This window comes from Humibacter sp. (genome assembly GCF_035547335.1).
Classification (GTDB): domain Bacteria; phylum Actinomycetota; class Actinomycetes; order Actinomycetales; family Microbacteriaceae; genus Humibacter.
In genome coordinates this window covers 1-20,649 of the sequence record NZ_DASZVF010000048.1, presented here as the reverse complement: position 1 = coordinate 20,649, position 20,649 = coordinate 1, and the positions used below count along the sequence as shown (strand labels likewise).

Genomic DNA, 20,649 nt, shown 5'->3' with positions numbered 1-20,649 from the left:
CGCCCGCGTGCTCGTCGTCCCAGGGGCTGCCCGTTTTTCCGAGGCGGCTCCTCTTCCTGGGACTGCTCGTCTTCACGCCACCGCCCCCCGATCGGCCGATGCCGCCTCGGTGCCGAGGAGCCGACGGGATCCGCGCAGCCGCATCGTCGTCCTCAAGAGCAGCGCCGCGCACGCGAGCACCACGATGGTGGCGGCGAAGATGATCGTCGCCGTCGCGTAGACCGCGGGCGTGGGCCCGTACTGCAGCGTTCCGTAGAGGTAGACGGTGAGAACGTTCACGGTAGGTGTCGAGAGGAAGTTCGCGATCACGACGTTGTCGAACGCGAAGGTGTAGGCGATGAGCGCGGCAGCACCGATGGCCGGCCCGAGCTGGGGGAGTACCACGAGGCGCAGGGTCGTGAGCCGCGAAGCGCCCAGGTCGGCGGCGGCATCCTCCACACCGCGGTCGAGCGTGAGCACGCGTGCTCTGATGACGAAGGCGACGACGGAGATGCTCGGCGGCGTGAGTGCCGCGATCAAGGTGAACGTGCTCAGCGGTATGCGGGTCTCGGTGTAGAAGAGCAGCAGCGAGACGCCGAGCACGGTGTCGGGCACGATCAGCAGGATGTACGTGAGCGCGGCGAGCACGCGACGCACCGCGCGGTTCGGGTTGCGTGCCAGCTCGAAGCCCAGCACCGTGCCGATCAGCACGGCGATGATGGCGGCCCAGAACGCGACGATCAGGCTCGTCCCTGTGGCCTGTCGGATGGTGCTGTCGCTGAACGCCTGCGTGTACCAGTCCCACGAGAACCCGGTGAACGCGGAGGTCTGCTTTCCGCCGACGCCCTTGTTGAACGAGTACACGACGGCCGTCGCGATCGGCGCGAAGAGGAACACCAGCGCCACGCCGAACCACACCCAGAGCGCGATGCCGGTCGCCAGCCGCGGACCGCGCGAGCCGACGGGCGGATGCGCCGACTCGCGCAGCAGCGCGGGCGCGGTCATCCTTCCACCCGCTTCGCTCGCGCCCGGCGTCTCGGTGCGTCGTCGGTTGCCTCGAACCCGCGGGTGAGCCGCACCAGCAGCGCGACGATCACGGCGATGGCGAGCACGAGCAGCACGACCATCGCCGAGCCCAGGGCGTAATTCTGCGACTGCACGTACTGAGCCGAGATCGCCTGCGCCAGGAACAGGCCCTTGTTGCCGCCGAGCAGCACGGGGATGACGAGCTCGCCCAGCATCGGGACGGCCGTCAGCAGTGCCGCGGTGGCGATGCCCGGCCGGCTGAGCGGCAGGATGACGGTCCAGAATGTCGCCGAGTCCGACGCGCCGAGGTCGCGGCTCGCCTCGATCACCTCCTGAGGGATGCGGTCGAGCACGACAGCGAGCGCGATGACGGCGATCGGGAGGTAGACCGCTATGGTGCCGACGACCACGGCGGGAAGCGAGTCGAGGATCGTGAGCGGCGAGTGGAGCAGGCCGATGCTGCGGAGCATCCGTTCCAGCGGCCCGCCCTGTGCGAGCAGGATCTGCCAGGACATCACGCGGATGAGCAGGCTCGCGAGGTAGGGCACGAGCATGAGCGCGAACGCCACCACCTTGAACCTGCCGCTGCGCCGGGCGATCGCGTAGGCGATCGGGTACGCGAACACGAGGCAGGCGATGCTCGACCCGACCGCGAACGCGAGCGTGCGCAGGAACGTCTCCAGGTACAGAGGACCGAGCGCCTGGGCGTAATTGGCGAACGAGAAGCCGAGCGTGACCGAGCCGAACCCGCTCGTGCCGAACGAGTAGACGAGCGTGAAGCCGAGCGGCACGAGGAACAGCACGGCGAGCCACGCCAGCGGGATGGCCGCCAGCACGTGGTCGCCCGTGTTGCGTCTCATCCGCCCTCCGCTCCCGTCTATGAACATGCTGGTACGAGAACAGCAGTGATCGCGCTCTCGCATCGAAAACAGCAGAACTTCTGCTGTTTCGGGTCACATCTGCTGTTTCAGGCACGCAGACGAGGCGCCCGCGCGAGCTACGCGCCCGCGGCGGCCTGCACCTTGTTCTGGATGTCCTGGAACGTGGGATACGTGTCGGGGTTCACGATGAAGCTGGAGAGCTTGTCGAAGTCCAGGTCCGGGCCGCCGAAGATGAGCTCCGACTGCTTCACACTCGACGGCAGCTTGCCCTTGAGCCCGTTCAGCGACGCCGGGTAGCCCAGGTACACGGTCTCGTTCACCTGCACGGATGGCGTCAGCTGATACTGCAGGAACTGGTACGCGCGATCCACGTCGGGGGCGCCCTTCGCGATGGAGAAGCTGTCCACCCACAGCTCGCTCGTGGGACCGGGGACGACCCACTTGAGCTTCGGGTTCAGCAGGATGGCGTTGCGCGCGTACGCCTGGTTCGCCTGCGCCATCACGATGGCGCCGCTGGCCATGGCGTTGGCGTCGAACGCCGAGAACGTCTTGACATGCTTCGCGAACCCGGTGAGAAAGTCTGCGGTGCCCTCGATGTCGCTGACCTTCTTGGTGTTCCAGTCCTTGCCCTGGATCCACAGCGCAGGCCCGACGGTCTCCTCGGCCGCGCTCGTCATGCGGATGCGTCCGCTCACGCCAGGCTTCGCGCCCGCGTCGAAGAAGTCCTGCCACGTCTTGATCTCGCCGCCGGTCGCATCCGGGTCGTACACCACGCCGAGCAGACCCCAGTCCTTCGGGATCGAGTACTTGTTGTGGGGGTCGTAGTTGCGGTTCAGCAGCGACTGGTCGAGGTTCTTCAGATCGAGGCGATCGTGGTCGAGCTCCTCGAGCAGGCCCTTGTCGGAGATCTGCTTGATCCAGCTGGATGACGGCACGACGATGTCGTAGCCAGCGCCGCCCGCCGAGTTCAACTTCGTGTACAGCGTGTTGTTGTCGGTGTACGTGGAGATCTTCGGCGTCACGCCGTACTTCTTCGCGTAGGCGCTCAGATCGGCCTTCGAGAAGTAGTCGGGCCAGGTGTAGATGTTGAGCTGGTTCGTGAGCTTGGCGGATGCCGTGCCCGACGATTCCGAGCCGGACGCGGAACAGGCGGCGAGAAAGGCCGCGACGGGCGTGAGTGCCGCAGCGCCCAGCACGGTGCGACGGGTGACGGACCTGGCCAGGGGAGAGTCGACGCCGCGGCGCGCTGACGGGCTCATGACGGATTCCTTTGCTGTGGGCTCCGCGCTCGCGTCTTCGTGGGGCGTCGCGTGGCGGAGGGAAGTGGGGGATGCCTCACTTCAACCGTAATCATCGCGTGCCTGGGCCGTGTCACGAGGGTCACTCGACGTAACGCTGCTCGGCGCCTCGGCGCGTCAGCCTGACATCCGATGCTCGCGTCGCCGCGGCTGGGGACGGTGGCGCCGATCGTGGGCGCGGCGGGGATCAGCTTGCCGGCGGCGGGAACCCGGCGTGCGCGGAGGGGTCCAGATCGCGCGGCACAGCATTCAGGTCGGTCTCGTCGAAGGAGACCATCGGAGCCGAGTCGATGCGGATGGCGTGGTAGACGTCGTCGATGCGCTCGACATAGCCGATGAGGCAGCGCGCGTCGTTCGACGGGTACCGGGTGTCGACGACGCACCACCGGTTGGCCCCGATGCGCTGCAGTGCGACGTGGACGGCGGCCTCGCCGGGGTTGCACCCTGCTGTCGGTTTCGGCAGCGGGCCCGGCTGGTCCTCATGGTTCATGCGTCCAGCTAACGTGGCCGTCGCATGGGTCTGTAGGGGTTGCACATCTCACCTCTGGTCGGCATCGCGCGGAGGCAGCCGCGAGTCACTGCCCGCACGGCTCCGTGGTGCGCGCGGGTTTCGCGCGGGTCGTTCTCGCCCGTGACCCGGGTCGCCTGGACGCGGAAGGCCAGCGGCACGAGACCTTGCGTGCCGCCGGCCTTCCGAAGAGTCAGACGCTTCTTCGCAGGAATCTGACGAGACCCAGGATGATCGCGATGATCAAGACGATGATCCCGATCCAGAGCAAGAAGCTCGCCACTTTCACGAAGATCCCGAGGAACAGCAGGATCAGACCGACTATCAGCAGGATTACAGCTAGAGCAACCATGCGAGTAACCATGGCAGCGACGAAGGCTGTCGGGTACCCCTTGCCAGAAGTGCTCCGGCTGTGATTCGGTTCGCCGCCGGGAGGCGCGACGCGCCGTGCGCGACGGCATCCGTGAAGCTTCCGAGCACGCTTGTCCGGGCGGTGCGACGGAGGTGTTGAGGCGGCTCGATCGTGCTCAGCCGCTCGACAGTGTTCAATCGGCTCGACGGGGAGTGCGCCAGTCGTCGGCCTCGATGACGGCACCTGCTTGGCTGCCCATCTGGAGCATCCCGCCATCGACCACCCACGAGACGCCCGTCACGTACGAGGCGGCAGGCGAGGCGAGGAACGCGATCACCGCTGCCACCTCTCGCGCGTCGCCAGGACGGCCGAGCGGGATGCCGGCACGGTGGGTGTCGCGAGCATCCACGTCTGTCGCGTTGTTCATCGGGGTGGAGATCTCTCCCGGCGCCACCGAGTTCGACGTGATGCCGTAGTGGCCGAGCTCGATCGCGATGGTCTTCATGAGGCCGCCCAGGCCGTGCTTGGCGGCGTCGTACGCGGCGAAGCCGGCGAGGGGCTGATGTTCGTGCACGCTCGTGACCGCGATGAGGCGTCCGCCGTGTCCGGCATCCACCATGCGGCGGGCGGCGCGCTGGATGCACACGAACGCTCCGTCGAGGTCGGCGAGCACCGTGGTGCGCCAGGTGTCCCAGTCGGTGTCGAAGAAGCCCGGTCCGCCGTTGATCCCCGCGTTGTTCACGAACACGTCGAGACCGCCGAGCCGGTCGGCCAGGTCGTCGACGATGTCGCCGCACCCCGGCGCCTCCGTCGTGTCGAGCCTGGCCACCTCCGCCGATCGGCCCAGCTCTCTGACGAGACGCGCCGTGTCCTCGGCTCCGTCGGCATCCGAGTGGTAGGTGATGCCGACATCCATTCCCGCTCTGGCCAGCGCGATGGCCGTCGCCTTTCCGATTCCGGAATCGGATCCTGTCACGATGGCCGCCCGCGGCGTGAACTCCGATCCGGGTACGTCGCTGTCTTGTGCGGTGGGGCCCATTGCAGCCGACATGCTTCCTCCTCGTTCTGGTGCGATCAGGCCAACCCAACACGACTCCGGTTGGGTCCAGAAGGGGTTGTGACAGCCCGGATCGGCTCCTACACAAGCTCGGGCTCGAAGCCAGGCCGCCGTCGAGGATAGGGGCTAAGGGGGCGGAGGCGTGCAGCGAGGCGTGCAGTATGAGCGCCACGTGCCCGGCATTCAACCGCTGGGCCCGCCGCACGCAGGCGGCTTGACTCGACAGGCAGCGCAGGGTTCCCGCCGATGGCACGCCCCGCGATGCGCACACCCGCGAACGGGACGACCGAACGAGACGACCGGACGAGACGACGAAGACGAGACGACGAGGAGAAGAACATGAGCGACACGAACGGACAGCCCGACCCCGACATCCGCACCGAACCGCTGGAAGACGCGCCGCTGCCCGACCAGGATCCGGGTGTCGGTGCCCGCGATCCTGCCGGTGACAGCGACCTGGCGGAGGATGCGAGCAACACCGCTAACACCGCGAACGGTGCGGAATCGAACATCCCGGCCACCACGAGCACGGCCGGCGAGAACCGCGCGGCCGACGAGGTGGACGAGTCGGAGCGGCCGAGGCCGTCGACGGATGCCGAGACGCAGGAGGACACGGTCTCCGGGGGCCCCGCCGACTGATCCGGCGCATCCCGGCCCCCTGCGATACAACTCGCACGGGGATCACGCAACCACTCGACGCACGGAGCGGACCGTGCCCAGAATGCCGCACGTGACCCGCCCGAAGAACCTTCCGAAGAGCATTCTGCCGTCGTCGATCAGGTCGGGACTGCAGGCGCGAAGGCTGAAATCCCGTACGCCTGCAGCCGAGGCCGTGTACGGCATCGACCGTCTGCTTCGAGACGTGGAGCACGGCCGGTTCGAGCGCAGCATGTCGGCACTCACCGCCGTTGGGGCGGCAGTGACGACGGCCGAGATCTTCTTCGAGCACGACAAGGCGAGCTTCGGCAACAAATGGATGTGGGCGCCCATCGCGGCGGGCCCCGTCGGAGTGGTGGCGGGCGTCGCCGGTTTCGCGAGCAAGCGCATGGCGAAGACGGCGCTCCCGGTCGCGGCCGCCATCATCCTCGCCAACGGCCTGCAAGGTGTGTGGCTGCACGCCAGGGGCATCCGCCAGAAGCCGGGTGGCTGGAAGAACTTCCGCTACAACATGGAGATGGGGCCGCCGCTACTGGCGCCGTTGCTCGTCACGCTGGTCGGCGGCATGGGATTGCTCGCCGCGCTGCTGCGGAGGGAGCGGTGAGCAGGAATCCGTCGGCCAAGAAGTACCGGCCGAGCACGACGCTCCCGCTCGCGCGAGAGGACGGCGGGGGCCGTTTTCCGGGCTTCGACGTGATGGCGCATGAGAAGCACTGGGACACCGCGACGCGCTCCGCCGTGCACGAGCGCCTGCACGGTCAGCCGGCCGTGCGCTTCTTCAGCCAGGTCGAGGAGGCGACGGCCAAGTGCCTGCTCGACCGGCTGGTCGGTCAGCGCGCCGAGCTGGGCGACGAGACCGTCGATCTGGCCCGCATGGTGGATGCCCGCCTCGCCGAGAACCAGACCGACGGCTGGCACTACGACACGATGCCTCGCGACTCCGAGGCGTGGCGGGCGTCGCTCGCCGCGCTCAACGCCGACGCTCACGACAGGTTCGGTCACGACTTCGCCGAGTGCGAAGTGGACGACCAGCGCGATCTGCTGGAGACCGTGCGCACGTGGGGCGAGGACCGCTGGCACGACCTGCCTCCCGCCCAGGTGTGGAGCCTGTGGACGCGGTACGCCGCGACGGCGTTCTACTCGCATCCGGCCGTGTGGAACGAGATCGGCTTCGGCGGGCCCGCGTACCCGCGGGGATACAAGGCGATCGGCATCGACAAGCGCGAGCCGTACGAGGTTCCGGATGCGCGCCCGCACGACGACCCGCTTCGGCGACCGGGGCCGGATCGCGAGGCGCACAACAACGCACGCCACACGACCGGGCAGGGCGGGCGCGCACCGTCGTCGTCCCGCGGAGACCGCGGCAACTCCGGCTCGTCCTCCGACGCCGATTCGCGCAGCGAGCGAGACGCGTCGAGCGGCTCGAGCGGCCAGGCATCGAGCGCGTCGAGCGGTTCGAGTAGCCAGGGTTCGAACGGTTCGAGCGGTGAGACGTCCAACGGCTCGAGCGGCGAGACGTCGGAGGGGAAGACGTCATGACGGTGCGCGAGCGCAACGAGTCGGCATGGCTGCTCACGTCGCGCGGCGCGGTCGACGACAGGCTGCGTCACCAGATGCGTCACTTCGACGACTCGGACGAGTTGGATGCCGTCATCGTCGGATGCGGCGCGGGCGGCGCCACCATGCTGCAACGGCTGGCGCGGCGGGGCTGGCGGGTGGCGGCGCTGGATGCCGGCCCGTTCTGGGACCCAGAGGACGACTGGGTGAGCGACGAGGCGGCATCCCACCAGCTGTACTGGACGGAACCGCGTGAGATCGGTGGCAGCGACCCTGTACCGCTCGGCTCCAACAACTCCGGACGCGGCGTGGGCGGATCCATGGTCCACTACGCCGGGTACACGCCGCGGTTCCACCCGAGCGACTTCCACACGCAGACCCTCGACGGGGTCGGGGCCGACTGGCCCATCGACTACGCCGATCTCCGCTCCTATTACGAGCAGATCGAGGGTGAGCTGCCGGTCTCCGGCGAGGACTGGCCGTGGGGCGACCCGCACAGCTACCCGTATCGGCCGCACCCGGTGGGTGGCAACGGCGAGGTGTTCCTGCGCGGTGCCGAGCGCGCGGGCATCCAGGCGAAGGTCGGACCCGTCGCCATCGCTAACGGGCGGTTCGGTCATCGGCCGCACTGCATCTACCGCGGCTTCTGTCTTCAGGGCTGCAAGGTGAACGCCAAGGCGTCGCCGCTCATCACGCACATCCCGGATGCGCTCGAGCACGGCGCAGAGGTGCGTCCGGACAGCATGGTGACCGGCATCGAGGTGGATGCGTTCAGCGGCCGCGCGACGGGGGTGCGGTATGTGCGCGACGGGCGCGAGCGGTTCCAGAAGGCATCCGTGGTGATCGTGGCCGGGTACTCGATCGAGACGCCTCGTCTGCTGCTCAACTCGGCATCCGCCCGCTTTCCCGACGGCCTGTGCAACGACTTCGACCAGGTCGGGCGCTACCTGATGGTGCAGGGCGCGCCGCAGACGGCGGGGCGGTTCGATCAGGAGATCCGCATGTACAAGGCGCCGCCACCCGAGGTGAGCACCGAGCAGTTCTACGAGACGGATCCGTCGAAGTCGTACAAGCGCGGCTTCTCGATCCAGACGGTGTCGCCGCTGCCGATCACGTGGGCCGAGCACGTCATGGCACAGGGGTACTGGGGCGCGGAGTTCCGCAACTACATGAGCGACTACGTGCACTGGGCCTGTTTCGGCGCCCTGTGCGAGTTCCTGCCGCAGCCGGACAACCGGGTCACGCTCTCGGACGAGAAGGACAGGCACGGCATGCCGATCGCGCACTTCTCGTACAGCCAGTGCGACAACGACCGGCAGCTGATCGACGCGGCGACGAAGGTGATGGAGACCATCCTCACTGCGGCGGGCGCCGACGAGGTGATCACCATCAAGCGCTACGCGCACCTGGTGGGTGGTGCGCGCATGGCCGAGGACGAGGAGCACGGTGTGGTGGATGGCGACTGCCGCACCTTCGCCGTGCCGAACCTGTACATCACCGACGGCAGCGTGCTCCCGACCCAGGGCAGCGCGAACCCGGCGCTCACGATCATGGCGATCGCGGCCAGGGCTGCCGACCGCATCGCCAAGGGCGGCGGGCGTTGACCGCTGTAGTTGCGCCGCCCCTACCGCCGGTTGAGCTCGCACCGCCGGTTGAGCCTGCACCGCCGGTTGAGCTTGTCGAGACCGGGGCGGGTGGTGGTCGGGTTTCGACGGGCTCAACCCTCGGTAGGGCTCAACCCTCGGTCCGTGCGAGCGGCCGGCAGTGAAGACGAAGGAGGAAGAAGGATGCCTAAGACAGTCAGCGACGTGGTCATCGAGCGACTGAAGGACTGGGGTGTGACCCAGGTGTTCGGGTTCCCGGGTGACGGGATCGGCGCCTTCGACGGTGCGCTTGCCGACGCCGAGCGCGACGGCGAGGGCATCGAGTACATCAGGCCGACCCATGAGGAGATTTGCGCGCTGATGGCCACGGCGTACGCCAAGTTCACCGGCAAGGTGGGGGTGTGCGTCGCCACGTCGAGCCCCGGCGGGTTCCACATGATCAACGGCCTCTACGACGCGCGCATGGACAACCAGCCCGTCGTCGCGATCGTCGGCCAGCAGGGGCTGGACTCGCTCGGCACGTTCACGCAGCAGGAGAGCAATCTCGAGCGCGCCTTCCAAGACGTCGCCTGCTACGTGCAGACCGTGGTGAGTCCCGCCCAGGTGGAGGCCGTCGTCGACACGGCGTTCCGCACCGCGAAGGCGAGGCTGCAACCGGCCGTCATCGTGCTGCCGCACGACGTGCAGTCGATGAAGGCCGTCACCCCGCCCGCAGCGCACTGGGTGGCGAGGGCGAGCCGCGTGCCGGCATCCACGGCGATCACGCCGCCTGAGCACGAGCTGCGAAAGGCGGCAGAGATCCTGAACGCGGGCGAGCGCGTCACGTTCCTCGTCGGAGCCGGTGCCCAGGGCGCGACGGACGAGGTGCTGCGCGCGGCGGAGCTGACCGGAGCGGGCATCATCACCGCGCTGCGCGGCAAAGACGTCATCCCCGCGAACGTGCCGTTTCACACGCAGCAGGTGGGACTGCTCGGGTCGCTGCCGAGCCTGCACCAGATCCACGACTGCGACACGTTGCTCATGCTCGGCACCAACTATCCGTACGGCGAGTTCCTGCCGGAGACCGGATCGGCGAGGGCCATCCAGGTGGACCTCAAGCCGGAGCAGATGGGCATCCGCTACCCGACTGAGGTGAACCTGTGGGGCGACGTGAAGGCGACGCTCGAGGCGCTCATCCCGATGCTGAAGGCGAAGGACGACCTGTCGTGGCAGCGCAAGATCATCGACGAGATGGAGGGCTGGGAGCGTGAGGAAGAGGCCGAGGCCATGGCCGGATACGACGACGGCGCCAACCCTCGCCGGTTCTACTTCGAGCTGAACAAGCAGTTGCCCGACAACGTGATCGTCACGGCGGATGCCGGCACCACCGCGGACTGGTACGCGCATCACCTGCGCTTCCGGCGTGGCATGCGCGGGGACCTCTCCGGCCGGCTCGCGACCATGCTGGCCGCCATGCCGTACGCGACCGCGGCGAAGTTCGCCTACCCGGACCGTCCCGTCATCTGCACGATCGGCGACGGCGCGTTCCAGATGCTCGGCATGAACGAGCTCATCACCGTGAAGAAGTATCTCAACCGGTTCCCGAACAAGCAGTTCGTCGTGATGATCATGCACAACAACGACCTCGGGCAGGTCTCCTGGGAGATGCGCACCGAGGACGCGAATCCGGTGTGGCGCACGGCGCAGGACGTCGAGTCCATCGACTACGCCGGCTACGCGCGGCTGCTGGGCTTCCAGGGCATCCGGGTCGAGAGCGACGACGAGGCTTCGGAGGCGATCAAGACGGCCCTCGCGTTCGACGGAGTGACGGTGATCGACGCGATCGTGAGCCGCAACATCCCGCCGCTGCCGCCGCAGATCACGAAGCAGTACGCGAAGAACACCGGAATCGCGCTGCTGCAGGGCGACCCGTTCGAGCTCGACGTCATCAAGGATTCGGCGACCGCGCTGGCCACGGAAGGCATCGAGCGCGTCAAGGGCGCCCTGCACATCGGGCGCGACGACTCGAAGGGATGACGGTGGCCGCGTCCGCCGACACCGCCATCCGGGCGGTCAGAGCGGCCGTCTACGTCGTTCCGACGACGTTCGACGGCGAGCCGGTGCGCGAGTCCGACGGCACGGCCGAGTGGGATTCCACCACGGTGCTGGTCGTCGAGGTCGACGCGGGCGGCCGCACCGGCCTGGGGTATGCGTACACGTCATCCACCGCTCTGGGCCTCGTGAAGGATGTGCTCGCTCCTGCGCTGACCGGATGCGACGCGTTCGCGACCACCCAGGCGTTCTGGAACATGGCGCGAGCAGTGCGCAACATCGGCTGGCGCGGCATCGCCGCCAGCGCGATCTCCGCCGTCGACGTCGCGCTGCACGACCTGAAGGCGAAGCTCCTCGACGTGTCGCTGCTCGGCCTGCTCGGAGCCGGTCGCGACCGCATCATGGTCTACGGCAGCGGCGGCTTCACGAGCTACAGCGACGAACAGCTGGAGCAGCAGCTCTCCGGGTGGGCCGAGCGGGGCATCCGTGCCGTGAAGATGAAGATCGGTACGGATGCCGCCGCCGACCCCGGCCGCGTGCGCGCCGCGCGAGCCGCGATCGGCGACGAGGTGCAGCTCTTCGTCGACGCGAACGGGGCCTACAGCCGCAAGCAGGCGCTCGGCATGGCCGCCCGGTTCTCGGCCGAGGCGGGCGTGACGTGGTTCGAGGAGCCGGTCTCCAGCGACGATCTCGACGGTTTGCGGCTCATCAGGGACAGGGGACCGGCAGGCATGCAGATCGCAGCAGGTGAGTATGGGTACGTGCCCGCCGACTTCCGCATGCTGCTCACCGCGGGCGCCGTGGACACGCTGCAGGCCGACGCCACCCGGTGCGGCGGCGTCACGGGATTCCTGAACGCCGCGCAGCAATGCGTGGCCTGGAGTGTGCCGCTCAGCGCACACTGCGCGCCTGCACTGCACGCCACACTGGCCGCTGCCGCAGAGCCCGCCGTGCACGTCGAGTACTTCCACGACCACACGCTCATCGAGTCGATGCTCTTCGACGGCGTGCCGGAACTCGTCGGCGGATGCCTCGTGCCTGACCAGAGCCGCTCCGGCCTCGGCCTGCAGCTCAGCGGCAGGGGCGACGACTACCGCAAGGAATCGTGGGGCGCGTAGGCGATCCTGCGCGCTGCGCTCGTCCGGCCCACGCGATCTTGCGGCCTACCCGATCTTGCGGCTTATGCGGTCTTGCGGCCTGCGCGCTCTTCCGACCTCTACGCGATCTTGCGGACGGGGTGCGCGTCGCGATCCGGACGCTGCTGACCGGCGCGTCCCGCATGGGCGGGCGAGCCGTCCTCGTCGAGCACGATGAGACCGCGCGGCCCGTTGGCCTCCGTCTCGAGAAGACGCAGCCAGTCGCGATTGATGGCCGGCACGCGTGATCCCAGGTACTTGAAGTACACGGGAACCTCGGCGGACATCCACATCGACGACCGTCCGCTGCCGACCGACAGGTCGTCGAGCCAGGACATCAGGAACGACTCCCGGCGACGGAATTTGTTGACGATCACGATCTCGAGGTGAGTCAGAAGCCGGTCGTCGAACTCCACATCCTGCGGTCCGTAAATCAGCGTTCCCATAATGCACTCCCCGTTCGAATTCGTCATCAACCCGTTATCCGAAGCCAACCTCACTGCCGTACCGCTCTTCAATGGGACCCCTCATTTGCGGGGTCCCATTGACAAACGCGGTTTCCGGCGTGGTGGGCGAGTCGCAGCGTTCGGGTGCGTCCGTTCCTGCTTTTCTCGCGTCCGTTTCACCGACAGAAAATGCGGACGCCGGCACCGTGCTCAGCAGAATCTGTCAGTGAAACGCGATCTCGGAGTGCGTTCCGACGATGGCTGCTGACCGCGAGCGAGTTTGGCAACCCCTTATGACGAGATTCGGGATGTCGTGGGCTGGGATCTGACAACGGAAGCGCCGACGACGGCGTCGACGACGGAAAGGCCATCGCATGTTCGAACACTTCGACAACCCCCGCCAGCTTCTCGAGTACCGCGTGGGATCGGCCATCTCGATGGAGCAGGATTCCCTCGACATGCTCGGCGAGCTCGAGGCCGCCGCGCAGAGCGAAGACATCAAGCAGATGTTCCGGCACCACGCCGACGAAACCAGGCACCAGATGAAGAACCTCGACGACGTGTGCGAGGAGCTGCAGATCTCGGCGGCCGAGGAGCCATCGCCGACGACGAAGGGACTGTCGCGGGAGGGAACGTCGCTCATCCGCAAATCGGATGCCTCGCTGCTCGACAGCGTCACCCTTTCGGCCGCGCTGGAGACCGAGCACACCGAGATCGCGGCATATCAGTCGTTGATCTGCCTCGCGGACGCGCTCGGACTGCAGCAGATCGTCGCGCTGCTGACCGAGAACCTCGACCAGGAGCAGCACACGAGCGAGGAGCTCTACAGCAAGCTGCGCACAGTCTCCGCCGCGGTGTGAACCGCGCGCGGAACCCGGCTCGGCGCGTGCTCAGACGAGCGCGCGGCCGATACCGGGGCGAGATGAAGCCGGGGGATGCCGGGGTCGGGCGGCCCGACATCCCCCTTTTCCGCCCCTCCGCGGGCTCCGTCCGGCGCGCATACGCATAAAGCGCTTCTACTGACAACCCCTGCACTCCTGTCCTCGACGGCCGTTTGCTGGGATGCGTCGGCATCCGACTTCACAGCCACCGACCTCGCCACGACCACCGACCTCGCCACGACCTCACGAAGGAGTGCAGCCATGACCGCCCGTCGCCGCTTGCTCGCCACCGCCTCGATCGCTCTCGTCGCCGCCGGACTGCTCGCCGGTTGCAGCTCCGGCTCGTCGAGCAGTTCCGCCTCGTTCTCGAAGGACGCCTCAGGATCGCTCAAGGCCTGGGCGTTCGACAACGCCGACGACGTGGGCAAGGCGCGGCTCGCGTACGCGAAGAGCCACCTCAAGGGCGTGGACATCAGCCTCGACCAGACCACGTTCGACGCGCAGAAGTTCACCACGCGCGTGGCGAGCGGCAACGTGCCAGACGTGGTGCAGATGGACGCCCAGTTCGTCGCCACGTACGCCGCGCAGGGGCTGATCACTCCGCTCGACAAGTGCTACAGCATCCACGACGTGTCGCCGTCGAGCACGTTCTATCCGTCGGTGCGGGCCGACGTCACCTACGACGGTCACATCTGGGCCGTTCCGCAGTTCTACCAGCCGCCGGCGATCATCCTGAACATGCGCGTCATGGACAAGGCGGGCGTGACGCCGGAGCAGATCAACACGTCGAAGCCCGACGAGCTTGTCGCGGCGATCAAGAAGATGTACGTCGCCAACGGCGGCAAGCCGTCGACGATGGGGTTCGACCCCGTTGCCTCCGGCCAGCCGGGCCTGTGGATCCTCGGCTACGGCGGCCAGATCATCGACAGCTCGGGCAAGCCCACGCTGGACGATCCGAAGAACGTCAAAGGCCTGCAGGTGCTCAAGCAGATCTACGACGCCCAGGGCGGGTACGCGGCCGACAAGAGCTTCAGCGACACGTTCGACACGTTCGGCAAGAAGAACCAGTTCGTCACCGACCAGGTCGGGGCGCAGGTCGACAACCAGTGGTACGTCAACGTGCTCACGCCGTTCATGAAGCAGGTGCAGATCAGCGCCGTGCCGTTCTACGCATCCGACGGCAAGCCATTCACGGTGAGCAGCGGCAGCGCGTTCGTCATCCCCGCAGGCGCGAAGAACAAGGATGCCGCGTGCGCGTGGGCTCTCGACCTCGACAGCATGGGCGCGTGGAAGGCGGCGGCCGCCGCACGGGCGAGCACCATCAAGGCCACGCCGGGCGCCGTCAACACCGGTCTCTTCACGGGATCGCCTGCCGCCGACAAGTTCGTGCGTGACACGTATGTGAAGTCCAGCGGCAACGCGGGCTTCGACAAGACCATCGACACGTACTACGACGTCGTCGGCAACGGCAAGTCGATCGGCACGTCGCCTGCCGGCCAGCAGATCCAGACCGAACTGCAGAACGCGTTGCAGTCCACGCTGCTGGGCTCGAAGTCGCCGTCCGCCGCGCTGAAGGATGCCCAGTCCGCCGCCATGACCGCATACCGCCAGGCGGTCAAGAACTCGACACCGAGCAAGTGATGTCGCGCGTCGAGCCACTGCGATCCGCCGTGCCCGCTTCGACACGGCGGCATCCGGCACGTGCCGGTCGCGGAGCACCCGACGCCAGGCCGAAGCGGCGCTCGTCGCAGCGCCGCAGGGAGGCCGTCGCCGGGTTCCTCTTCATCAGCCCGTGGATCATCGGGTTCCTCGTCTTCACCGCCGGCTCGATGATCTACAGCCTGGTGATCTCGTTCACGAACTACAACCTCGCGACCGGCTCGACGACGCCCGCCGGATTCTCCAACTACGCGGAGCTCTTCCAGGATCCGAAGATCGCGCAGTCCCTCGGCAACACGCTGTACTACGCGGTGCTTGCCGTGCCGCTGGAGGTGATCGTCGCGCTCGGCCTGGCGATGGTGCTGAACCGCGCCGGCCGCGGTTCCGGCTTCTTCCGCACCGTCTTCTACCTGCCGAAGATGACGCCCGTCGTCGCCACGGCATCCGTGTTCCTGCTGCTGCTGAACGGCAACACGGGCGCGATCAACCAGTTCCTGGGATTCTTCGGCATCCACGGCCCGCAGTGGCTTGTCGATCCGCACTGGGTGATCCCGTCGATCGTGCTCATGACACTGTGGGGCGTGAGCGGAACCATGGTCATCTTCCTCGCGGCCCTGAACAACGTGCCGAGAGACCTCTACGAGGTCGCCTCGCTCGACGGCGCCGGACCGGTTCGCAAGTTCTTCACGATCACGGTGCCCATGATCTCCGGCGCCATCTTCTTCAACGTCATCGTGCTCACGATCGCGGCGTTCCAGGTGTTCGACCAGGCGTACCTGCTGTTCTGGCGCGACCAGACGAACGCCTCGCCCAGCTCGTCGTTGTTCTACGCGGTGTACCTGTTCCAGCAGGCGTTCCGGCAGTTCGACTTCGGGTTCGCCTCCGCCATGGCCTGGCTGCTGTTCCTCATCGTGATGGCGATCACGCTCATCCAGGTCAAGCTGAGCAACCGTTTCGTGTACTACGAGGGGGACCGCTGATGGCTGTGGATCACGTGGCGCAGAGCGCGGCGACCGCATCCGCCCTGAGCCCGGCGGCGAGTGCGGGGGTGAGGTCGCCATCCACCAGCCCGGTCTTCACCAGGAAGCACCTCAACGTCGGTCGCCTCATCGGCAAGCTCGTGCTCTGGATGCTGCTGCTCGCCTTCACCTGCCTGTTCCTGTATCCGTTCGCCTGGCTGCTGGCGGCGAGCCTGAAGCCCAGAGACGAGGTTTTCGACAACTCGCTCATCCCCGCGACGTTCAGCCCGCAGAACTACGCCGAGGTGTGGACGCAGCTGCCGCTCCTGTCGTGGATGGGCATCAGCATCGTCATCGCGCTGCTGGCCGCCGGATTCGCGGCGATCTCGAGCTCGGTCGTCGCGTTCGGGTTCGCGTACTTCCGGTTCCCCGGTCGAGGGCTGCTGTTCGCGCTCGTGCTCGGCACGATGATGCTGCCGACCGCGGTGACCATGGTGCCGCAGTACCTCATCTGGCGTAGCCTCGGGCTCGTGGGCACCTGGATACCGCTGTTCGGTGCGAACCTCTTCGGCTCGGCGTTCTACATCTTCCTGCAGCGCCAGTTCTTCCTCGGCCTGCCGCGAGAGCTGTTCGAGGCCGCGCGCATCGACGGCGCCAGCTACTGGGGACTGTTCCGACGCATCGCCATGCCGCTGTCGATCCCGTCGTTCATCATCGTGTTCCTGTTCGAGTTCCAGGCCAGCTGGAACAACCTGCAGGGCTCGCTGATCTACCTGAACGGAGGTAGCCCTTCGGGGTTCACCGTTCCGCTCGGCATCTCCTATGCCATGAGCGTCTTCAGCCCGACCAACGGCGGTCACGGCGACTATCAGTACGTCATGGTGGCGAGCCTTCTCGTCACGACCCCCATGCTCATCCTGTTCGCGTTCGGGCAGCGGTTCTTCGTGGAGGGGGTCGCCACGCAGGGGCGGAAGGGATGACGGCTCTCGTGAGCCGGCCCGGCAGGAGAGGAGTCGTATGACGATCACGAACGGCGGGCTGGACATCCGCGGGCTCATGCACGAGCTCGCAACCCTGGATGCCGAGGTGCGCTTCGATCAGGGGACCAGGGCCGTCTACTCGACAGACGCCTCCAACTACAAGCACGTTCCGATCGGCGTCGTGCTGCCCCGCACAGTGGATGCCGGCGCCGAAGCCGTGCTCGCCTGCTCGCGGTTCGACGTTCCCGTGCTGAGCCGAGGCGGCGGCACGAGCCTGGCCGGCCAGGCGTGCAACGAGGGACTGGTCATCGACTGGTCGAAGCACTGCGACCGGCTCGTCGAGGTGGACCGGGCATCCAGGACCGCGATCGTCGAGACGGGCATCGTGCTCGACGAGCTCAACCGCGCCGTCGCGCCGTTCGGTCTCATGTTCGGCCCCAAGCCGGCGACGCACTCGCACTGCACGCTCGGCGGCATGATCGGCAACAACTCGTGCGGGTCGTCCGCCCAGAAGTACGGCAAGACGGCAGACAACGTGCGGGCGCTGGAGATCCTCACGTACGCGGGCGACCGCATGTGGGTGCGCCGTGACGACGACGTCGACCGGGTGATCGCCGAAGGCGGCGCCAAGGGAAGGCTGTACGCCGGCCTGCGGGACATCATCGCCCACTACGGCGACGAGGTGCGCAGGCGGTACCCGCACATCCCGCGGCGGGTGTCGGGGTTCAACCTCGATGCGCTGTTGCCGGAGAACGGGTTCGATGTCTCCACGCTGCTCGTCGGGTCGGAGTCCACGCTCGTCACGGTGCTGCGCGCCGAGCTCGACCTCGTCGAGATGCCGAAGGCTCGCACGTTCGTGGTGCTCGGCTACCCAAGCATCGAAGACGCGGCGGATGCGGCGCCCGCCGTCGGCAGGTTCGACCCGATCGCGGTCGAGGGTATCGACGGAACGCTGATCGGGTTCCAGCGCACGAAGGGCAAGAACCTCGACGCGCTCGAACTGCTGCCGGAGGGCGACGGCTACCTCATCGTCGAGGTGCCGGGCGACACGAAGGACGAGGCGGATGCCACGGCCGACGCGATGATCGAGGCGCTCGGCGTGCGGGTCATCCGTCCTTCTATTCGCAGGCTGGACGACGAGGCGCAGCAGGAGGCCATCCGACGGGTACGCGAGGCGGGGCTGGGCGCCGCCACCAACGTGCCAGGGCTGCCCGACATGTGGTCGGGCTGGGAGGACTCTGCCGTGCCGCCGGAGCGGTTCGGCGACTACCTGCGCGAGCTCCGCGTGCTGCTCGACTCGTATGGGTACGAACCGGTCGCCCGCTACGGCCATTTCGGTCACGGATGCCTGCACATGCGCATCCCGTTCCCGTTCGCCTCCGGCGCGGCCGGCGTGGAGGAGTACCGCAGGTTCACGCACGACGCCGCCAGGATCGTGGTGCGGTTCGGCGGTTCGTTCTCGGGCGAGCACGGCGACGGGCAGGCGCGCGCCGATCTGCTCCCCGTGCTGTACGGCGACCGCGTGATCGAGGCGTTCCAGCGGCTGAAGACGCTGTTCGATCCGCGCGGACGCATGAACCCCGGCAAGATGGTCGATCCGCAGCCGCGCACCGAGGGGCTGCGGCTCGGCGAGGGCTACCGCCCTCCGGCGACGGGGCAGCCTCGCCCGGTCACGCTGCATTTCTCCTATCCGCATGACGACGGGAGCTTCTCGGCGGCGGCCCTCCGCTGTGTCGGTGTCGGAAACTGCCGTGGGCACGGGGCCGGCGTGATGTGCCCGTCGTATCGCGCCACGGGCGAGGAGGAGCACTCCACGCGTGGCCGCGCCCGCGTGCTCTTCGAGATGATCGAGGGCACCTACCGCACCAACCGCGACACTCCCATCGAGAAGGGTTGGCGCTCGCCCGAGGTGAAGGACGCGCTCGACCTCTGTCTCTCGTGCAAGGGCTGCAAGAGCGACTGCCCGGTCGACGTCGACATGGCCACGTACAAGGCGGAGTTCCTCTCGCACTACTACGCGGGACGGATGCGTCCGCTCGGCCACTACTCGATGGGGTGGCTCACCGTGTGGGCTCACATCGCCCACCTCGCGCCCTCCGTCGTGAACGCGATCTCGCACGCGCCCGTGCTCGGGGCGCTGGCCAAGCGCGTGGCCGGGCTGGAGCCGCAGCGCCCCGCACCTCGGTTCGTGCGCCGCAGGTTCACGGATGTCGACCGAGGGTTGAGCCTGTCGAAACCCGGTGCTGGGTCGGTTTCGACGAGCTCAACTGGCGGTGGCAGCGGTGGTGGAGGTGCCCGCGACGTGGTGCTGTTCGCGGACACGTTCGGCGACAACTTCCAGCCGTCGGTGCTGGAGGCGGCCGTCGCGGTGCTCACGCACGCCGGCTACCGCGTCCGCACGCCGTGCAGGCCGTCCTGCTGCGGGCTGACGCTCATCTCGACGGGACAGCTCACGGCCGCCGCCGCCATGCTCAAGGCCACCGTCGCGAACCTGGCCGAGGAGCTGGCCGACGGCGAGCGCCTGGTGGTGCTGGAGCCGAGCTGCCTCGCGGTCTTCCGCTCCGACGGCCCCGAGCTGCTCGAGGGCGACCCGAACGTGGCGCTCGTGAAAGAGCGCGCCGTCACGCTCGCCGAGCTGCTGGCGGACACCGAGGGCTGGAAGCCGCCTCACGTGGGCGGCCGAGCTCTCGTGCAGGAGCACTGCCATCAGCACGCCGTGCTCGGGTTCGAGGCCGAGCGGCGCATCCTGCGGGATGCCGGCGTGGAGTTCGAGGAGCTCGATGGATGCTGCGGGCTGGCCGGCAACTTCGGATTCGAGCAGGGTCACCTCCCGGTCTCGGTCGCCGTCGCTGACCACGCGATGCTCCCGGCGTTGCGACGCGCATCGGAGGGGACGCGGATGATCGCAGACGGATTCAGCTGCCGCACGCAGGCGGATCAGCTGGGGAGCGGTCAGCGGGCGCTGCACCTGGCCGAGGTGCTGGCATCCGCTCTGCCCGGTGGTTACCGACCCCGGAGGACGAAGCGTGACAGGGTGCCTCAGCGGGTGCAGGCCGAGGCGATGGCGACGCTGACAGGAAGGAAGTCCTGATGCAGTACACGCAGGTCGACGAGGAGCCGAGGCGGTTCGCCGTCATCTTCGAGACGGGCGACGAGCTGTTCGAGGGGCTCGGCGAGTTCGTGAAGCGAGAGGGCATCGAGAGCGCGAGCTTCACGGCGATCGGCGCGCTGTCATCCGTGAAGCTCGCCTGGTTCGACTGGGAGGCGAAGGAATACCGCACATCGGTCGAGCTCGACGAACAGGTCGAGCTCGTCTCGGTCGTGGGGGACGTGGCCGAGAACAAGGGGGAGCCGTCTGTGCACGCGCACGTGGTGATCGCCCGTTCGACCGGGGAAGCACTCGGCGGGCACCTGAAGCGCGCTGTGGTGCGTCCGACGTGCGAGGTCGTGCTCACCGAGACGGAGGAGCGGCTGCGCAAGCGGGTCGACCCGGAGTCGGGGCTGCCGCTCATCCGCGTCGACTGACGCCGCCCCGCCCGCGCCCGAATCCGGAGCCGCGGGGGCCGGGACCCCGGGGCCGAACCCGGAGCCCGGCCCCGGAATCTCTCGCGGAATTCAGGACCACGGCCCGTTCGACT

19 protein-coding genes are annotated in these 20,649 nt (G+C 67.8%); 12 read left to right on the top strand and 7 right to left on the bottom strand.

The window, feature by feature from the left end; translation table 11 throughout:
- Positions 1-72: 72 nt before the first annotated feature.
- The 6 genes from VHB92_RS10575 to VHB92_RS10550 form a co-directional block, all read right to left on the bottom strand.
- Positions 73-984, bottom strand: a complete 912-nt coding sequence (locus VHB92_RS10575) for an ABC transporter permease (protein WP_325453714.1) — start codon at positions 982-984, stop codon at positions 73-75.
- Positions 981-1,865 carry an ABC transporter permease gene (locus VHB92_RS10570; protein WP_325453713.1) on the bottom strand — a complete coding sequence of 295 codons (885 nt, stop codon included), beginning with the start codon at positions 1,863-1,865 and terminating at the stop codon, positions 981-983. Before VHB92_RS10570 ends, VHB92_RS10575 begins: the two co-directional genes overlap by 4 nt.
- A gap of 137 nt (positions 1,866-2,002) precedes the next feature.
- Positions 2,003-3,145 (bottom strand): spermidine/putrescine ABC transporter substrate-binding protein, encoded by a 1,143-nt coding sequence (locus tag VHB92_RS10565; protein ID WP_325453712.1) that lies wholly within the window; start codon positions 3,143-3,145, stop codon positions 2,003-2,005.
- Positions 3,146-3,371: 226 nt separating this feature from the next.
- Entirely contained in the window at positions 3,372-3,674 is a 303-nt protein-coding gene (locus tag VHB92_RS10560) for a hypothetical protein (RefSeq protein ID WP_325453711.1), read from the bottom strand.
- Between the two features lie 211 nt (positions 3,675-3,885).
- Positions 3,886-4,044 carry a hypothetical protein gene (locus tag VHB92_RS10555; RefSeq protein ID WP_325453710.1) on the bottom strand — a complete coding sequence of 53 codons (159 nt, stop codon included), beginning with the start codon at positions 4,042-4,044 and terminating at the stop codon, positions 3,886-3,888.
- A gap of 193 nt (positions 4,045-4,237) precedes the next feature.
- Positions 4,238-5,095: an SDR family oxidoreductase gene (locus VHB92_RS10550; RefSeq protein WP_325453709.1), complete on the bottom strand. Its 858-nt coding sequence runs from the start codon at positions 5,093-5,095 to the stop codon at positions 4,238-4,240.
- Between the two features lie 345 nt (positions 5,096-5,440).
- Here VHB92_RS10550 and VHB92_RS10545 point away from each other — a divergent pair, with 345 nt between their 5' ends.
- The 6 genes from VHB92_RS10545 to VHB92_RS10520 all read left to right on the top strand — a co-directional run bounded on the left by VHB92_RS10545 (position 5,441) and on the right by VHB92_RS10520 (position 12,068).
- Positions 5,441-5,740, top strand: a complete 300-nt coding sequence (locus VHB92_RS10545) for a hypothetical protein (protein ID WP_325453708.1) — start codon at positions 5,441-5,443, stop codon at positions 5,738-5,740.
- Between the two features lie 91 nt (positions 5,741-5,831).
- The gene (locus VHB92_RS10540) at positions 5,832-6,362 is read left to right on the top strand and encodes a hypothetical protein (RefSeq protein ID WP_325453707.1); all 531 of its coding nucleotides are present in this window, start codon (positions 5,832-5,834) and stop codon (positions 6,360-6,362) included.
- Positions 6,359-7,297: a gluconate 2-dehydrogenase subunit 3 family protein gene (locus tag VHB92_RS10535; RefSeq protein WP_325453706.1), complete on the top strand. Its 939-nt coding sequence runs from the start codon at positions 6,359-6,361 to the stop codon at positions 7,295-7,297. The genes VHB92_RS10540 and VHB92_RS10535 overlap by 4 nt, the downstream gene beginning before the upstream one ends.
- Positions 7,294-8,919 carry a GMC family oxidoreductase gene (locus tag VHB92_RS10530; protein WP_325453705.1) on the top strand — a complete coding sequence of 542 codons (1,626 nt, stop codon included), beginning with the start codon at positions 7,294-7,296 and terminating at the stop codon, positions 8,917-8,919. Before VHB92_RS10535 ends, VHB92_RS10530 begins: the two co-directional genes overlap by 4 nt.
- A gap of 183 nt (positions 8,920-9,102) precedes the next feature.
- On the top strand, positions 9,103-10,935 hold the full coding sequence (locus tag VHB92_RS10525) for a thiamine pyrophosphate-requiring protein (protein WP_325453704.1): 1,833 nt from the start codon (positions 9,103-9,105) through the stop codon (positions 10,933-10,935).
- Entirely contained in the window at positions 10,932-12,068 is a 1,137-nt protein-coding gene (locus tag VHB92_RS10520; protein ID WP_325453703.1) for an enolase C-terminal domain-like protein, read from the top strand. The genes VHB92_RS10525 and VHB92_RS10520 overlap by 4 nt, the downstream gene beginning before the upstream one ends.
- A gap of 98 nt (positions 12,069-12,166) precedes the next feature.
- On the opposite strand, the gene VHB92_RS10515 is transcribed toward VHB92_RS10520, so the two are convergent.
- On the bottom strand, positions 12,167-12,532 hold the full coding sequence (locus VHB92_RS10515; RefSeq protein ID WP_325453702.1) for an ATP-dependent DNA ligase: 366 nt from the start codon (positions 12,530-12,532) through the stop codon (positions 12,167-12,169).
- A gap of 374 nt (positions 12,533-12,906) precedes the next feature.
- On the opposite strand from VHB92_RS10515, the gene VHB92_RS10510 reads away from it, so the two are divergent.
- The 6 genes from VHB92_RS10510 to VHB92_RS10485 all read left to right on the top strand — a co-directional run bounded on the left by VHB92_RS10510 (position 12,907) and on the right by VHB92_RS10485 (position 20,536).
- Positions 12,907-13,392 (top strand): ferritin-like domain-containing protein, encoded by a 486-nt coding sequence (locus VHB92_RS10510; protein WP_325453701.1) that lies wholly within the window; start codon positions 12,907-12,909, stop codon positions 13,390-13,392.
- A gap of 282 nt (positions 13,393-13,674) precedes the next feature.
- Complete coding sequence (locus VHB92_RS10505) at positions 13,675-15,054, top strand: ABC transporter substrate-binding protein (protein WP_325453700.1); 1,380 nt, start codon at positions 13,675-13,677, stop codon at positions 15,052-15,054.
- Positions 15,054-16,052 (top strand): carbohydrate ABC transporter permease, encoded by a 999-nt coding sequence (locus tag VHB92_RS10500; protein WP_414653099.1) that lies wholly within the window; start codon positions 15,054-15,056, stop codon positions 16,050-16,052. The genes VHB92_RS10505 and VHB92_RS10500 overlap by 1 nt, the downstream gene beginning before the upstream one ends.
- Positions 16,052-17,011 carry a carbohydrate ABC transporter permease gene (locus tag VHB92_RS10495; protein WP_325453699.1) on the top strand — a complete coding sequence of 320 codons (960 nt, stop codon included), beginning with the start codon at positions 16,052-16,054 and terminating at the stop codon, positions 17,009-17,011. Before VHB92_RS10500 ends, VHB92_RS10495 begins: the two co-directional genes overlap by 1 nt.
- Positions 17,012-17,048: 37 nt before the next feature.
- Positions 17,049-20,102, top strand: coding sequence for an FAD-binding and (Fe-S)-binding domain-containing protein (locus VHB92_RS10490; protein WP_325453698.1), 3,054 nt, complete (start codon positions 17,049-17,051; stop codon positions 20,100-20,102).
- Positions 20,102-20,536: a PPC domain-containing DNA-binding protein gene (locus VHB92_RS10485; RefSeq protein WP_325453697.1), complete on the top strand. Its 435-nt coding sequence runs from the start codon at positions 20,102-20,104 to the stop codon at positions 20,534-20,536. The genes VHB92_RS10490 and VHB92_RS10485 overlap by 1 nt, the downstream gene beginning before the upstream one ends.
- Positions 20,537-20,649: the final 113 nt, after the last annotated feature.

What these genes read in the sequence shown, in the direction of transcription:
- VHB92_RS10575 (WP_325453714.1), bottom strand. Translation starts at nt 984, where the DNA reads ATGACCGCGCCCGCGCTGCTGCGCGAGTCGGCGCATCCGCCCGTCGGC.
- VHB92_RS10570 (WP_325453713.1), bottom strand. Translation starts at nt 1,865, where the DNA reads ATGAGACGCAACACGGGCGACCACGTGCTGGCGGCCATCCCGCTGGCG.
- VHB92_RS10565 (WP_325453712.1), bottom strand. Translation starts at nt 3,145, where the DNA reads ATGAGCCCGTCAGCGCGCCGCGGCGTCGACTCTCCCCTGGCCAGGTCC.
- VHB92_RS10560 (WP_325453711.1), bottom strand. Translation starts at nt 3,674, where the DNA reads ATGAACCATGAGGACCAGCCGGGCCCGCTGCCGAAACCGACAGCAGGG.
- VHB92_RS10555 (WP_325453710.1), bottom strand. Translation starts at nt 4,044, where the DNA reads ATGGTTGCTCTAGCTGTAATCCTGCTGATAGTCGGTCTGATCCTGCTG.
- VHB92_RS10550 (WP_325453709.1), bottom strand. Translation starts at nt 5,095, where the DNA reads ATGTCGGCTGCAATGGGCCCCACCGCACAAGACAGCGACGTACCCGGA.
- VHB92_RS10545 (WP_325453708.1), top strand. Translation starts at nt 5,441, where the DNA reads ATGAGCGACACGAACGGACAGCCCGACCCCGACATCCGCACCGAACCG.
- VHB92_RS10530 (WP_325453705.1), top strand. Translation starts at nt 7,294, where the DNA reads ATGACGGTGCGCGAGCGCAACGAGTCGGCATGGCTGCTCACGTCGCGC.
- VHB92_RS10525 (WP_325453704.1), top strand. Translation starts at nt 9,103, where the DNA reads ATGCCTAAGACAGTCAGCGACGTGGTCATCGAGCGACTGAAGGACTGG.
- VHB92_RS10520 (WP_325453703.1), top strand. Translation starts at nt 10,932, where the DNA reads ATGACGGTGGCCGCGTCCGCCGACACCGCCATCCGGGCGGTCAGAGCG.
- VHB92_RS10515 (WP_325453702.1), bottom strand. Translation starts at nt 12,532, where the DNA reads ATGGGAACGCTGATTTACGGACCGCAGGATGTGGAGTTCGACGACCGG.
- VHB92_RS10510 (WP_325453701.1), top strand. Translation starts at nt 12,907, where the DNA reads ATGTTCGAACACTTCGACAACCCCCGCCAGCTTCTCGAGTACCGCGTG.
- VHB92_RS10505 (WP_325453700.1), top strand. Translation starts at nt 13,675, where the DNA reads ATGACCGCCCGTCGCCGCTTGCTCGCCACCGCCTCGATCGCTCTCGTC.
- VHB92_RS10500 (WP_414653099.1), top strand. Translation starts at nt 15,054, where the DNA reads ATGTCGCGCGTCGAGCCACTGCGATCCGCCGTGCCCGCTTCGACACGG.
- VHB92_RS10495 (WP_325453699.1), top strand. Translation starts at nt 16,052, where the DNA reads ATGGCTGTGGATCACGTGGCGCAGAGCGCGGCGACCGCATCCGCCCTG.
- VHB92_RS10490 (WP_325453698.1), top strand. Translation starts at nt 17,049, where the DNA reads ATGACGATCACGAACGGCGGGCTGGACATCCGCGGGCTCATGCACGAG.
- VHB92_RS10485 (WP_325453697.1), top strand. Translation starts at nt 20,102, where the DNA reads ATGCAGTACACGCAGGTCGACGAGGAGCCGAGGCGGTTCGCCGTCATC.